This is a genomic window from Alteromonas abrolhosensis (assembly GCF_001953635.1).
Classification (GTDB): domain Bacteria; phylum Pseudomonadota; class Gammaproteobacteria; order Enterobacterales; family Alteromonadaceae; genus Alteromonas; species Alteromonas abrolhosensis.
The window spans coordinates 50,466-64,631 of the sequence record NZ_MEJH01000004.1; the positions used below are offsets into that span (position 1 = coordinate 50,466).

Annotated in this window: 12 protein-coding genes; 9 read left to right on the forward strand and 3 right to left on the reverse strand. The window is 45.2% G+C overall.

What is annotated here, in order from left to right; all coding sequences use genetic code 11:
- Nucleotides 1–165: 165 nt before the first annotated feature.
- From BGK61_RS07690 to BGK61_RS19805, 6 genes are all read left to right on the forward strand, one after another.
- Nucleotides 166–3,063 carry a M16 family metallopeptidase gene (locus BGK61_RS07690; protein ID WP_076012588.1) on the forward strand — a complete coding sequence of 966 codons (2,898 nt, stop codon included), beginning with the start codon at nt 166–168 and terminating at the stop codon, nt 3,061–3,063.
- A gap of 73 nt (nt 3,064–3,136) precedes the next feature.
- Nucleotides 3,137–4,735, forward strand: a complete 1,599-nt coding sequence (gshA, locus tag BGK61_RS07695) for a glutamate--cysteine ligase (RefSeq protein WP_014997739.1) — start codon at nt 3,137–3,139, stop codon at nt 4,733–4,735.
- Nucleotides 4,736–4,802: 67 nt separating this feature from the next.
- A complete protein-coding gene (locus tag BGK61_RS07700) occupies nt 4,803–5,441 on the forward strand; it encodes a transglycosylase SLT domain-containing protein (protein WP_014997740.1) in 639 nt (212 codons plus the stop codon).
- A gap of 291 nt (nt 5,442–5,732) precedes the next feature.
- On the forward strand, nt 5,733–6,191 hold the full coding sequence (locus BGK61_RS07705) for a hypothetical protein (protein ID WP_014997741.1): 459 nt from the start codon (nt 5,733–5,735) through the stop codon (nt 6,189–6,191).
- A gap of 101 nt (nt 6,192–6,292) precedes the next feature.
- Complete coding sequence (locus BGK61_RS07710) at nt 6,293–6,706, forward strand: hypothetical protein (protein WP_076012589.1); 414 nt, start codon at nt 6,293–6,295, stop codon at nt 6,704–6,706.
- Nucleotides 6,707–6,890: 184 nt separating this feature from the next.
- Nucleotides 6,891–7,016 carry a hypothetical protein gene (locus tag BGK61_RS19805; protein WP_012517787.1) on the forward strand — a complete coding sequence of 42 codons (126 nt, stop codon included), beginning with the start codon at nt 6,891–6,893 and terminating at the stop codon, nt 7,014–7,016.
- A gap of 29 nt (nt 7,017–7,045) precedes the next feature.
- Here BGK61_RS19805 and smrB read toward each other — a convergent pair whose 3' ends face one another.
- Nucleotides 7,046–7,696 (reverse strand): endonuclease SmrB, encoded by a 651-nt coding sequence (smrB, locus tag BGK61_RS07715; RefSeq protein ID WP_076012590.1) that lies wholly within the window; start codon nt 7,694–7,696, stop codon nt 7,046–7,048.
- A gap of 152 nt (nt 7,697–7,848) precedes the next feature.
- Between smrB and prmB the strand changes: the two genes are divergently transcribed.
- The 3 genes from prmB (at nt 7,849) to BGK61_RS07730 (ending at nt 11,262) form a co-directional block, all read left to right on the forward strand.
- Nucleotides 7,849–8,784: a 50S ribosomal protein L3 N(5)-glutamine methyltransferase gene (gene prmB, locus BGK61_RS07720; protein ID WP_076012592.1), complete on the forward strand. Its 936-nt coding sequence runs from the start codon at nt 7,849–7,851 to the stop codon at nt 8,782–8,784.
- Nucleotides 8,785–8,793: 9 nt separating this feature from the next.
- Nucleotides 8,794–9,891: a chorismate synthase gene (aroC, locus tag BGK61_RS07725; RefSeq protein WP_014997744.1), complete on the forward strand. Its 1,098-nt coding sequence runs from the start codon at nt 8,794–8,796 to the stop codon at nt 9,889–9,891.
- A gap of 153 nt (nt 9,892–10,044) precedes the next feature.
- Nucleotides 10,045–11,262 (forward strand): MFS transporter, encoded by a 1,218-nt coding sequence (locus BGK61_RS07730; RefSeq protein WP_014997745.1) that lies wholly within the window; start codon nt 10,045–10,047, stop codon nt 11,260–11,262.
- A gap of 28 nt (nt 11,263–11,290) precedes the next feature.
- On the opposite strand, the gene BGK61_RS07735 is transcribed toward BGK61_RS07730, so the two are convergent.
- The gene (locus BGK61_RS07735) at nt 11,291–12,838 is read right to left on the reverse strand and encodes a SpoVR family protein (protein ID WP_014997746.1); all 1,548 of its coding nucleotides are present in this window, start codon (nt 12,836–12,838) and stop codon (nt 11,291–11,293) included.
- A 1-nt stretch (nt 12,839) separates the two neighbouring features.
- Nucleotides 12,840–14,126 carry a YeaH/YhbH family protein gene (locus tag BGK61_RS07740; RefSeq protein WP_014997747.1) on the reverse strand — a complete coding sequence of 429 codons (1,287 nt, stop codon included), beginning with the start codon at nt 14,124–14,126 and terminating at the stop codon, nt 12,840–12,842.
- Between the last annotated feature and the right edge of the window lie 40 nt (nt 14,127–14,166).

Sequence of the window (14,166 nt, forward strand, 5' to 3'; positions counted from 1 at the left end):
ATACACAAATTAATACAATCATAGCAAAGTCGAAACAAGTAAAGCGTTAAAAAGTCTGGTAGTCTTCGAAAATTCGTATGCGTACCTAGGGGGGGAAGCTCTGCTTTAGCCCATTGAACATGAAGCGCAATGCGAAAAACGTGTCGTAATTTAAAAGGAATCATCATGTCAGGAAAACTGGCCCTACGTACTCTCTGTATGACTTTGGGAGTGATAGTCGTATCAGCGTGCCAGCACGCACCAGTGGAACAAAGCGAAAACAAAGCTGATGTACAAACAGAATTTCAAAAAGGTACGCTGAACTCAGTTTCTATTCCCTACGAAAAATACACCTTGGATAACGGACTTACCGTCATTCTGCACGAAGACCATTCTGATCCACTGGTTCACGTTGATGTTACCTATCACGTTGGTTCTGCGCGAGAAGAGGTAGGTAAATCAGGATTTGCTCACTTTTTTGAACACATGATGTTTCAAGGCTCAAAACACGTTGCCGATGAGCAACATTTCAAGGTGATTACAGAGTCGGGCGGTAACTTAAACGGCACAACCAATACCGATCGCACAAACTATTTTGAAACCGTACCGGCTAACCAATTGGAGAAAGTCCTTTGGCTAGAGTCTGACAGAATGGGCTACCTGTTAGAAGCCGTAGACCAAACGAAGTTTGAAAACCAAAGAGAAACGGTTAAAAACGAGCGCGCCCAACGGGTGGATAACCAGCCTTATGGATTGCGTTTCGAGCTTAATGGTGAAGCGCTATACCCAGAAGGGCATCCATACTCGTGGATGACTATCGGCTATGTAGAAGATTTAGATAGGGTTGACGTCAATGACCTAAAAGCCTTTTTTAAACGCTGGTATGGCCCGAACAATGCGGTCCTTACTATTGGTGGCGATATCGACGTAGCCAAAACCAAAGCGTGGGTGAATAAATACTTTGGTGAAATCCCAACAGGCCCGAAAGTAGAAGAGCCCGAGCCTCAGCCAGTAACGTTAGACGAAACCCGTTATGTAACGTTAGAAGATAAAGTTCATCTTCCACTTCTGCAAATAACTTACCCTACTGTGTATGGTCGCCACGAAGACGAAGCGCCACTCGACGTGTTGGCCGATATTTTAGGCGGTGGAAAAACCTCACTGTTTTACAAAAACCTAGTGAAAGAGGGCATGGCTGTGCAAGCTGTGGTGTCTCATCCTTGCCGCGAACTTGCCTGTGAATTCCAGCTACTCGCTTTGGCTAACCCTGCAAAAATTACCTCACTTTCTACTCTCCAGAACGTACTGAATGAAACCCTAAAAGAGTTTGAGACACGTGGTGTAACGGCAGATGATTTAGCGCGTACAAAAGGACAAATTGAAGCGCGTACGGTATTTGGCTTACAAAGTGTGTCGGGCAAAGTGTCAGCCCTTGCCGCTAACGAAACCTTTTACCAAACGCCAGATTTGATTGCCGAAGATATTGCGCGCTACAACGCCGTAACTGCTGAAGACGTTATGCGTGTTTACAACAAATATATTAAAGATGCCAACAGCGTTGTGTTAAGCGTGGTGCCAAAAGGGCAGGTTCAGCTGGCTGCGGCGGAGCAAACCTTTGAACGGCCGGTGAGAAATATTGAAATCGATACGGTAGAAGTGTCTGATGACGAAGCCTTTTCCAGTGCCCTATCCACCAATACAGCCCCTAGCTTTGATAGAAATGTAATGCCGAAAGCCGGTGAAGCACCGGTTGTGGAAGTTCCTGATTATTGGGAATCTGAACTTGCTAACGGCATTGAAATACTTGGCGTAACCAGCACTGAAACGCCAACGGTAACGCTTACATTAGGCATGGATGGAGGCATGTTGCTAGACCCTGAAGGTAAAGCGGGTACGGCTTACTTAACTGCGTTACTTATGAATGAAAGCACTAAGCATTACAGCAATGAAGAATTAGCCAGTGAACTTGCAAAACTGGGTAGCGCTATCCGATTTAGTACTGCAGGTAGATACTCACAAGTGTACGTTTCTACCTTAACCAAGCATTTAGATGAAACCTTAGCGCTGCTAAAAGAAAAGTTGTTCAACCCTGCGTTCACTCAAGAAGATTTTGATCGTATGAAAGAGCGCGTTGTACAAGGCTTGCAGCAACAAGCGAAAACGCCGTCTAGTCTAGCTCGCCGCGCACGAGACCTCATTTTGTTTGGTGAAGAGAACCGCGTGAGCTTGCCGGATGAAGGCACGCTGCAGACAATGCAAAATATCACGTTAGAAGACGTTAAAACGTTCTATAAGAATTACTATTCGCCAGATAAAGCGAGTATTGTCGTTGTTGGTAACTTACCGAAAAAAGACATGGTGAATACACTAGACTTTATTGGTCAGTGGAAGGGTAATACTTATGAATTTGCTGATTACAGCGACTTCCCCAAGTATGATGAAAACCAAATCTTCTTGGTAGATAGCCCAGAAGCGGTACAGTCGGTAGTATTTATTGTTGATAGAAGCTTACCTTTTGATGCGACAGGCGATCACTTTAAGTCTCGCCTTATGAACTTCCCATTAGGGGGGGCATTTAATAGCCGCATTAATCTTAACCTTCGAGAAGATAAAGGCTTCACCTATGGAGCAAATAGTGGTTTCGTCGGTGGTAAAACCCTTGGTTGGTTTGAAGCAAGTACCGACCTCACTGTTGCCAATACAGGTGAAGGTATTGCTGAAATTTTGAAAGAGATTAATCGCTACCGCACTGAAGGCGTAACCGAGGAAGAAATTGCATTCATGCGTAATGCCTTTACGCTAAGCGATGCACTTGAATTTGAAACACCTACCAGCAAAGCGCGCTTTTTAAGACAGCTGCTTAGCTATGGTCTTGATAAAGGCTATCGTAAAGAGCAAATTGATATTATCAACAATATCGATAAGGAAACGATGGATGCGTTGGCAAAGCAATATTTGAATCTCGACAAGATGCAAATTATTGTAGTAGGCGACAAAGCTAAAATTTTGCCTCAGTTAAACGCGCTATCAATGCCAATTATCGAGTTATCAGTAGAGAGTAATACCCGAGAAACGTTAAACTGATAGATTGATTTTGTTGAATTTCCACTATTGCCCCCCATAACAGGGGGCAATATTGACATAACGGACCACCATTTTGACTGTAGACTCATCCCGTTTTGAAGCGCGCATTGCTGCGCTTAAGTCCCCCGAGTTTCTCGCTGCGCTAAAAGATATTAAGCGCGGTGTCGAGCGCGAAGCCCTTCGTATAAACCCGAACGGTACATTAGCGCAAACCCCTCATCCTAAGCCGCTGGGATCTGCGCTAACCCATGATTCAATCACCACCGATTTTTCTGAATCGTTGCTTGAGTTTATTACGCCTCCAGAGAACAGCGCTGCCAAAACGATTTCGCAGTTAAAAGATATCCATAAATTCGTTATTGATAATATAGGTGACGAGCAAATATGGCCGCTTAGTATGCCATGCTTTATTGAAGATGAAGCGCACATTCCCATCGCCTATTTTGGTGAGTCGAATGTGGGTAAGATGAAGCGCGTATATCGTATTGGCCTGAAAAACCGCTACGGCAGCATGATGCAGGCAATTGCCGGCGTGCATTTCAATTTCTCCCTTCCCGAATCGTTTTGGAAGCTATGGGCACAATTGAACGGGAAAGAACATTCTCAAGAGCAGACTTCAGCCGATTACTTTGGATTAATTCGCAATTACCGCAGACTGTGTTGGCTTATTCCTTATTTGTACGGTGCATCCCCCGCGTTGTGTGGGTCGTTTTTAAAAGGAAAGCAGCATGCATTACCTTTTAAAAAGGTAGGCAAAGGCACGGTGTATATGCCCTATGCCACATCACTTCGTATGAGCGATTTAGGCTATACAAGTGCAGAGCAATCGTCGCTTAAAATTTGTTATAACAAGTTAGACAACTATGTCACCTTGTTGCGCGAAGCAATGAATACGCCGTCCTCCCGTTTTAGTCAGTTTGCCGCAGGCGAAGAGGGTAATTACCAGCAGTTAAGTCGCAATATCATCCAAATTGAGAATGAACTGTACTCGCCTATACGCCCTAAACAGCCAACTCAATCAATGGAAAAGCCTACAGATGCGCTGGTTCGACGCGGTATAAGCTACATCGAAGTGCGCGCTCTCGATGTTAATCCGTTTTCGGCAATAGGTATTTCACAGACTCAATTCGATTTCTTAGATGTATTCTTAGTTGCGTGCTTACTAATGCCAAGTGCAGAACTTGATGAAGCGCAGCTTAAAGAAGCTAAAGAGAATATGAACAAAGTGGTGTTAGAGGGGCGAAACCCTGATTTGCTATTAAAAAATGGCGGTCAAGATATTTCACTACCCAACTGGTGCGCTTCGCTGTTTAAGTCCTTCGAACAAGCGGCTGAATTACTCGACTTAGCCAATGATACGTCGCGTTATACGCAGGCGGTTAAGGAAGAAGCTGAAAAAGTGAATGACCCTGCGTTAACGCCTTCTGGAAAATTACTTGCTACCCTGTTAGAAAGTAATAAAGATAATGGTGTGTTGGGCTTAGAGCTGGCACAGGCTTATCAAGCTGAGATGAAGTCTTTTGAATATACGGATACCGATGCTGTCGGTTTTGCCGCCCAAGCTGACGCGTCGTTTGCTGCTCAAAAAGCAATTGAAGCTGCTGATGTTAAAGACTTTGATACATTTATTCGTGATTATTTCGCTGAAGCCCCAGCAAAAAAAAATGCCTGACATAGGTCAGGCATCGAAGGGTTCCAGGGAAACACACATTTTACTAGAACATTAGTTAAGACAAGCTATGAACCAAAAGTTCAAAAAATTGGTTATTTTTTTATCAACTCTCATCGTTCTTTTTCCACTACTTATCGCTGGGTGTGCAACTACGCCTCCTAAAGACATCAGTAATTTGTGCGAAATATTCTACGAAAAGGACGATTGGTATGATGCAGCTGCTGATGCCCGCGATAAGTGGGGCGTGCCCATCCATGTTCCAATGGCCATGATGTATCAGGAAAGTTCTTTTCGTCACGATGCGCTTCCACCACGAGATTACGTCTTCTTCGGGCTTATACCTTGGGGACGCGTAAGTTCAGCTTATGGGTATTCACAAGCGAAAACACCTACATGGTCTGACTACATGAGAGAGACAGACAACAGTGGCGCGGACCGTGATGATTTCGAAGACGCCATCGACTTTATGGGCTGGTTTATTTATAAGTCACAAAAAGTGAACGGTATTTCTAAATGGGATGCTTACGCGCAATACCTTAACTATCACGAAGGGTGGGGCGGGTACAAACGTAGAAGCTATGATAGAAAGCCGTGGCTAAAGAAAGTGGCGTCAAAGGTTAAAGCGCGGTCACTGCGCTACGCAACCCAACTCAAAACCTGCGAAGAGGATCTTCAAAAAGGTTGGTTTATGAAGTTATTTAGCTAAGGCTTCTGGACGAAAAAGCGACGTTTTAGTCGCTTTTTTTATGCGTCTATAAAAATGGATGAAAAGAAGAATATAGTAGAGAAAAAAATGAGGGATAGACGGGCGTCTATCCCTCAGCGACGCTAAGCCAAGACCGTTTTTTACCCAACGTCGAACAGGCATTTACAAGATAGTGTAAATGAGAATTATTTGCAATACCTTTTTGGTAATTAATTTGTTTTCTCAATATGGCTGTTCAATTAACACCGCAAAAATTCCATCTTGTCTTATACTTTTTAAGTGGAGGAGTATATGGATAAAGACAGGTTCAGTGCGCACGGAGAAGTTCACGCACACTATCAACCCACGCAAAAAATTCTGCATATAGACTTAGTAGGTCCGTTCAATCTTGAGTTTATGCAAAAATATGAGCGTGTGGTTGGAGCGCAAAGAAAAACAATCGACAGTCCGTGTTGGGGCAGTTTAGTGAATGTGCATGGTCTGGCGCTTGCGCCAATGCAGGCAACTAATGCGGGACAAGAGATTGTTAGCAAAGCGGTGGCCTTGGGGCTCGTTGCCACAGCAGTGGTACTCCACGAGGCAGAAGGTGTGGAAATGCAGAAGAAGTTTTGGTCTCGCGTTTATGAGTCTTCAACACTCGCATTTGAATATTTTGATGACACGACTTTAGCAACACAATGGCTCAGTGAAAGAGTACTGGCTAGTGTGCAAGCCCGCAGCGTTGATCAGCTCAATAGTGCCAAACGATAGATATAACGCGTATAAATAAGCAAGCTTGTTCTTCTATCGATATTGATCCTTGGTGAGCACATTACGCTACCAATTCTATGAAGGCATAACAGGAGGTAGCCATGGTAGGAAGTCAGCACCAATATCGCTTTTTCAACGTAAACAATGTCCTTTTCGACATACCAAGCAACGTTTATGAAGAGAGAACCGTTGAAGAGTGGTTTGTACACATTGTTAAAGAGGGGAGGAAGCTCGATGAATGGGTTATTTTCTCGATACCTGATAAGAGTCTTACTATTACCAACACTGCAGCGGCGCAACTTTGTTCACGTTTACCATTCTTAAAATCATATGGCTGTCTTGGCTTTCTGCTCCTAGCCACTCACACCAACGCCAAAATCTTTCATCACAGCTTGCGAGCAACCAGTCCTAATTTTGAAATTAAGATAAGTGAGTCTATGGAAGAGCTATGCAGAAGCGCCGAGCTGATGTTGGGGCGAGAAGGGAATTTGAATATTTTTAACCGCTACAAGTGACGCCATAATTATCAATAATAGTGAGTGCATCGATAGCAATGGGACCTGAACAAATACATAGCAAAATTGACCTAGATCAATTCACTAAGAGGTCTGACATAAGCCGGAAACCTAGTTTGATCTGGATCACAACTTCTACTCAACGCCTCTTCTACTATTCACTTAGTTGAAGAGGAGATTACTTATGTTGTGGACTATGATGAAAGATCCCGTGGTATGGGGCTCACTGCTAGGAATAGGCATTATTGTAGCGATGATGATGTATTACACTTATTTGTTTATGCACAACAGTGCAGATGAAGACAAATAAATCACCGTGTATGGCTGCTCATGCGCAAATTAACGCTTTTTGTTTTGAAGCGGTATGTCGATGAGTACCAGTAGCGCTGCTTGTCCACCATATTCGAGTGGCGCTTGATGAAACGCACGTACGTGTGGGTGCTGAACTAAGTAATGGGGCAGGGCGGCTTTTAATACGCCCTGACCAAAGCCATGCATTACGCACACGCAATCTATCAGTTCTTTTCTTGCGGTGTGAATAAGTGCGGCAAGCTCGGCTTTCGCCATCTCGCGGGTAAGGCCATGTAAATCTAAGGTCATTTCTGGCGAGTAGTCGCCGCGGCGCAACTGCTTTAAAATATGCGTCGACTCACCTTCCTGACAAAAACGCATTGGCCCTTCCTGAGGCAGTGCTGCCTGATACATATCAGAAAAGTCGAAGCTTGCCGCTAATTGCTTGCTGTGTTTTAGGTGTTTACCTTTTACCTGCTGCGACTTCTTAAGTAATTCAACTTGCTTATCAGGCTCAACTTTATCCTGTGATAAAGGCGTCACTCCCTGCATAGCATCGGCAAATGAAAAGGTCTCTTCCTCGGTATTCGTAGACGTATTTCCATTACGGGCGCCCTCCTGTCTCGCCTGACTTTTATGGCGTTTAGGTTCAGAAAGCTGCTTCTTTAAGGCTTTGAGTTCTTTTTTGAAGGTTTTCATCAACGATAGCTTGGGTTAATACACTCGAGTTTAACGATTCAAAACGCCTAAATTATAACGAATAGAAAGATTCGGCACGTAGTTAATTATGTGAATCGGCATGAAGTTTGGGTATGATACCAGCTTTGAAATTTTTGATGTACCCAAACGCCATGACCGATAAGTTTTACCTTGAAGAAGCCATTGAAGATCTGCATACCCTGTTAGATATGACACGATGGGCAACCAGCCGTTTTAACGATGCGGCCTTGTACTTTGGTCATGGTACTGACAATGCATGGGATGAAGCGACAAGCCTAGTTATGCAAGCCTTACATTTGCCTCATCCTATATTAGAGCAAGTTGGGGACAGTGTAATGACGTCTCGCTTAACGAAAAGCGAGCGAGAGAAAATTGCAGAGCTTGTTTTAAAGCGCGTGCAAACTCGCATGCCATTGCCTTATATCACAAATGAAGCCTGGTTCTGTGGTATGCCGTTCTACGTAGACAAGCGAGTGCTCATTCCTCGCTCTCCATTTGCTGAACTTATTCAAAAAGAGTTTGCGCCATTTGTAGAGTCGACGCCAAACACTATCCTCGATATGTGCACGGGCGGTGCGTGTATTGCTATTGCGCTTGCTCATGCATACCCAGAGGCGCAGGTGGATGCCGTTGATATCAGCACAGATGCATTGGAAGTAGCTGATATCAATATTCAGGAGCATGGTCTTAGCCACCGTGTTTATCCAATCCAGTCTGACCTGTTTTCAAGTTTAGAAGGGCAGAAATACGACCTTATCGTGTCTAACCCACCTTATGTTGACGCCGAGGACATGGCTGACCTGCCTGAAGAGTATCACCACGAGCCTGAGCTAGCCCTTGCCGCAGGTGAAGACGGTCTGGAACTGGTAGATATCATGCTTAAAGAGGCGCCAACTTACCTTAATGACGGTGGCTGGTTATTCGTTGAAGTTGGAAATAGCGAAGTGCACATGAGCGAAAGGTTCCCCGGATTAGAAGTAATTTGGCTTGAATTCGATAACGGTGGTTCAGGTATTTTCGCCGTACGCAAAGACACACTAGTACAGTATTTTAGTAGTAAGGATTAATAGTTAATTATGTCAGGTAACAGCTTCGGAAAACTTTTCACTGTAACCACGTTTGGTGAAAGCCACGGCATTGCAATTGGCGGTGTAGTAGACGGTTGCCCTCCAGGACTGGAGATCACTGAAGCGGATCTTCAGATTGATTTAGACAGACGTAAGCCTGGCACTTCTCGCTATACTACGGCGCGAAGAGAAGACGATGAAGTACAAATTTTATCTGGCGTATTTGAAGGTAAAACTACTGGCACCAGTATTGGTTTATTGATTAAAAATAAAGATCAGCGAAGCCAGGATTACGGCAATATCAAGGACCGCTTTCGTCCAGGCCACGCCGACTATACCTACGATCAAAAGTACGGAAGCCGTGACTACCGCGGTGGTGGGCGTTCGTCTGCACGTGAAACGGCTATTCGCGTAGCTGCAGGTGGTATTGCGAAAAAGTACCTTAAAGAAGTGCACGGTATTGAAGTGTTGGGCTATTTGTCTCAGCTTGGGCCGGTAACTATAGATAAGGTTGATCACAGCGTAACTAACACTAACCCGTTTTTCTGCCCAGACGAGTCTAAGCTTGACGCGCTGGACGAGTACATGCGAGACCTTAAAAAGTCTGGTGACAGTATTGGTGCGAAAGTGTCGGTTGTAGCGAAGAATGTGCCTGTAGGCCTAGGCGAGCCTGTTTTCGATAGACTAGATGCTGAAATCGCACACGCCATGATGGGTATTAACGCTGTAAAGGGCGTTGAAATTGGTGATGGGTTTGATGTTATTAATCAAAAAGGCAGTGAGCACCGAGACACGCTTACTCCAGAAGGGTTCACGTCTAATCATGCAGGTGGCGTGCTAGGCGGCATCTCTACAGGTCAGGATATTGAAGTACACATGGCGCTCAAGCCGACCTCAAGTATTTCGGTTCCCGGTAAAACTATCAATAAAGACAATGAGGAAATCGATATCGTCACCAAAGGTCGTCACGACCCGTGTGTGGGTATCCGTGCTGTACCTATTGCCGAAGCCATGCTGGCACTGGTATTGATGGATCATCTGCTGCGCCACCGCGCGCAAAATGCCGGTGTGCAGTCGACCACGAAACCAATTGCGGGTCAGGCATAGCAGTTTTTTTAATCGCAAGACCGCAATGCCAAGACTGCGACGCTAACGCGGATTAAAGATACACGCAGCATGAGCGCATGTTGCGCTAATTAATTTTATCATTCGCCACTGCCGGTTCTGCGCTAGTGGCGTTTTTGCATATGGAGATGTGAATTGTCACCAAATGGCCTAAACGATGCCAACAATACTGCGGCGAGCCCAGCAAGCAGCAAAACCGGCCTTTTTATTCTTGCTATCACCTACTGGCTTTACTTCGGTCAGCTTGGCGTGCTTGTGCCTTATTTAGGTATCTTCCTTGATGGGCGGGGATTTTCCTCTGCCGAAATCGGCGAACTCTTTGCGGTTATAACGCTAGCGCGTATTTTAGGGCCAGGCCTGTGGGCTGGCGTGGCCGATAAAACGGGTAATGCCATTGGCGTAATGCGTTTAGGCTGCTTGCTTACCGTACTGACTTTCAGTTCAGTGTTCTACTTCACCAGCTTTTGGGGGCTTACACTGGCTTTCGGATTAATGATGATGTTCTGGACCGCGGTGTTGCCTCAGCTTGAAGTTATCACGATGAATACGGTGGCGAAAACCAATGCCACGTATGGGCAGGTAAGGCTATGGGGGAGCGTTGGCTTTATTTGTTTGACGGTCGGTGTAGGAAAGGCCCTAGATGTTTTTTCTACCGATACGCCAGTGCACGCCAGTATTGGCGTACTCGCGTTACTGTTTATCAGTACCTTGTTTATACGTGCGCCCAAAGAAGCTGCGCCTGAATCCTCTACGACGGGCAGTATTTGGAAATACGCCAAACAAAAACCTTTCGCCATCTTTATTTTCGCTTCAGCGTGTTTGCAAATTAGCTTTGGTGCGTATTACGGATTTTTCGCACTTTACATGCGCGACCTTGATTACAGCGGTCAACAAACTGGCATCTTTATCGCGCTTGGGGTACTTGCCGAGGTGGGGATATTTCTTATTGCCCGCAGGCTTATCAGTCAGTTTGGCGTGTGGAATTTATTGTTCGTGAGCATCGCGCTGACAGGGCTTCGCTGGTATGTCATGGCGGCGTTCGCTGATACCTTTATGGTGATTGTGTTAAGTCAGCTTATTCATGCGTTAAGCTTTGGTTTAACGCATGCGGTATCGGTGCATTTTATCCACCAGTTCCTGCCGAAGGCGTATCAAAGCCGAGGGCAAGCGGTATACATCAGTATAGCATTTGGATTAGGTGGCGCATTTGGCAACTACATGGCAGGGCAGCAGTGGCAGCAAGGCACTAACGCCTATGAAACGTTCGTTACCGCAGCCGTTTTTGCAGCAATAGGCGCACTGTCATTGTTACTGTGTTCCAGAAAAGAAATGGAAAGTGCAAAGGCGGCTTAAAATCGTGTTCTGAGGGTTGACCGCAGGCTCACGCCTGCGGTGCACGTTTACACACTGATATCACGTCAATACCATCATCACCATTGTCTTGCTCTAAACGCACATCAAATTTCCACAGCCTGTGTAGGTGGCGCATGACTTCATCTTTTGAATCACCTAGCGGAATTCCTCGCTGAGGAATATAGCGAAGAGTAAGCGAACGGTCGCCTCTTACATCAACGTTATGTACCTGAATGTTGGGTTCTAAATTACTCAAATTGTATTGCGCAGACAGCTTCTCTTTAATAATTTGATAACCCATTTCGTCATGGATAGCGCTTACCGCAATAAAGGGCTTGGTGGTGTCATCTTCAAGGGCGAATAACTTAAAGTCGCGAATAACTTTAGGCGATAAAAACTGACTGATAAAACTTTCATCTTTAAAATTTTCCATGGCGAAATGCACGGTCTCAAGCCAGTCTTTTCCCGCAATACTTGGAAGATATTTATAATCTTCTTCAGTGGGGGACTGACACACCCGTTTAATATCCATGAACATGGAAAAGCCTAAAGCATACGGATTGATGCCAGAGTAATAAGGGCTGTTGTACTCTGGCTGCATAACGACGCTTGAATGACTGTGCAAAAACTCCATCATGAAGCGGTCGCTGACCAAACCCTCGTCATACATCTCATTTAGAATGTGGTAGTGCCAAAAACAGGCCCATCCTTCATTCATTACTTGAGTTTGTTTCTGCGGATAAAAATACTGCGATACTTTCCGTACAATACGCACAATTTCACGTTGCCAGGGTTCAAGTAAAGGTGCGTTTTTTTCAATAAAATAAAGCAGGTTTTCTTGCGGCTCTTGCGGAAAACGAATTTTTTCTTTGTGTTTGCTATGCGGGCTATTTGGCAGGGTGCGCCAAAGCTCGTTCACTTGCGATTGCAGGTAGGCCTCGCGCTCTTCTTGTCTGTTTTTCTCTTCTTGTAACGAAATTTTCTGCGGGCGTTTGTATCGGTCAACGCCGTAATTCATTAGCGCGTGGCACGAGTCGAGCATATTTTCGACTTCATCAAATCCATATTTTTGTTCGCATTTAGCAATGTAGTTTTTAGCAAAGACCAGGTAGTCGATGATAGAGCTGGCATCGGTCCAGGTTTTAAATAAGTAGTTGCCTTTGAAGAATGAGTTGTGACCGTAGCACGCATGTGCCATAACGAGCGCTTGCATGGTAATGGTGTTCTCTTCCATTAAATACGCAATGCAGGGGTCAGAGTTAATGACGATTTCGTAAGCCAGCCCCATTTGTCCACGACGGTATTGTTGCTCAGTTTGAATAAACTTTTTGCCAAAGCTCCAGTGCGTGTAGTTAAGCGGCATGCCGATGCTGGCGTAAGCATCCATCATCTGCTCTGCGGTGATCACCTCAATTTGATTGGGATAGGTGTCTAACTTAAATTTTTTGGCGATGCGATCGATATGTTGCTCATACTCTTCGATAAGTGGAAACGTCCAGTCGGGCCCATCGCTTAATAAGTGGCGTTTTGATGTTTCAGGCTTGCTGTTTCCTTTTGCCATAGCGTCGGTTGTCATATTAGGCTCCTTGCTGCGCATCTTGTTCAGAGCGTTTGAATAGCTCTCTGAACACAGGGTAGATGTCGGCCTGTGTTTGTATGTGCCTACATACAAAGTTGTCGTGAGTGGCGGCAACTTTCTCGTATTCACGCCACAAACTTTGGTGCTGCCTCTCGGTTATTTCAATATAGGCATAGTAACGGGTTGCGGGCAGCAGTTTAGCGGTGAGCAAGTCACGACACTGCGGCGAGTCATCAGCCCAGTTATCGCCATCTGACGCTTGTGCAGCATAGATATTCCAATTTCCATCGCTGTAGCGCTCGCGGACAACTTCATCCATTAACTTCAATGCACTTGAAACAATAGTGCCGCCGGTTTCTTGAGAATAGAAAAACTCGTGCTCGTCCACTTCTTTCGCTTGCGTGTGATGACGAATGTACACAACGTCTACGTTTTCGTAGGTTCGCGTCAAAAAGAGATACAGCAAGATATAAAACCGTTTAGCCATATCTTTGGTGGCTTGGTCCATAGAGCCAGATACATCCATTAAACAAAACATTACGGCTTTGCTTGAGGGAAGCGGGCGCTTGTCATAGTTCTTAAAGCGCAAATCGAAAGTATCGATAAAAGGCACTCGGGCTATTTTGGCTTTAAGTGCTTCAATTTCTTCTTTTAATGCATTTATGGCTAACGTATTGTCGTGCTTGTCTACTACAAGCAGGGCAAGTTTTTCTTCAAGCTCTCTTAGTTTCTTTCTATCACTTCCGCTTAGGGCGATACGCCTTGCCACAGAGCCTTTGAGCGAGCGAACGATATCTAAATTACTTGGCACGCCGTCGGTCTGATAGCCTGCGCGGTAGGTTTCGTATTGGATGACCTTATCAAATTGATTTTTCTTTAAATTGGGAAGCGCTAAATCTTCAAAAAGTAGGTCTAAATATTCGTCTTTGGAAATAGAAAATACAAACTCATCCTGGCCTTCGCCTTCATTGCTAGCGTCGCCTTCGCCTGCACCCTTGCCACCGCCGCCTGGCGGTCTGTCAATTTTATCACCCGCAGTGAATTGGTCGTTGCCGGGGTGGACAATATCTCTACTGCCGCCGCGGCCAGTATGAAAAATAGGTTCAGAAATATCTCTGGCTGGAATGCTAATTTGCTCGCCAGAATCTAAGTCGGTAACAGAACGTTTACCCACTGCATCAGAAACAGCGCGCTTTATCTGCTGTTTGTAACGCTTGATAAAGCGCTGGCGGTTTACCGTACTCTTACCTTTGCTGTTTAACCTTCGGTCAATAAAATGCGCCATACACACCTGCTTGTCTTGTTGTGAACTACAAATACCCGTG

What these genes read in the sequence shown, in the direction of transcription:
- BGK61_RS07690 (WP_076012588.1), top strand. Translation starts at nt 166, where the DNA reads ATGTCAGGAAAACTGGCCCTACGTACTCTCTGTATGACTTTGGGAGTG.
- BGK61_RS07700 (WP_014997740.1), top strand. Translation starts at nt 4,803, where the DNA reads ATGAACCAAAAGTTCAAAAAATTGGTTATTTTTTTATCAACTCTCATC.
- BGK61_RS07705 (WP_014997741.1), top strand. Translation starts at nt 5,733, where the DNA reads ATGGATAAAGACAGGTTCAGTGCGCACGGAGAAGTTCACGCACACTAT.
- BGK61_RS07710 (WP_076012589.1), top strand. Translation starts at nt 6,293, where the DNA reads ATGGTAGGAAGTCAGCACCAATATCGCTTTTTCAACGTAAACAATGTC.
- BGK61_RS19805 (WP_012517787.1), top strand. Translation starts at nt 6,891, where the DNA reads ATGTTGTGGACTATGATGAAAGATCCCGTGGTATGGGGCTCACTGCTA.
- smrB (WP_076012590.1), bottom strand. Translation starts at nt 7,696, where the DNA reads ATGAAAACCTTCAAAAAAGAACTCAAAGCCTTAAAGAAGCAGCTTTCT.
- prmB (WP_076012592.1), top strand. Translation starts at nt 7,849, where the DNA reads ATGACCGATAAGTTTTACCTTGAAGAAGCCATTGAAGATCTGCATACC.
- aroC (WP_014997744.1), top strand. Translation starts at nt 8,794, where the DNA reads ATGTCAGGTAACAGCTTCGGAAAACTTTTCACTGTAACCACGTTTGGT.
- BGK61_RS07735 (WP_014997746.1), bottom strand. Translation starts at nt 12,838, where the DNA reads ATGACAACCGACGCTATGGCAAAAGGAAACAGCAAGCCTGAAACATCA.
- BGK61_RS07740 (WP_014997747.1), bottom strand. Translation starts at nt 14,126, where the DNA reads ATGGCGCATTTTATTGACCGAAGGTTAAACAGCAAAGGTAAGAGTACG.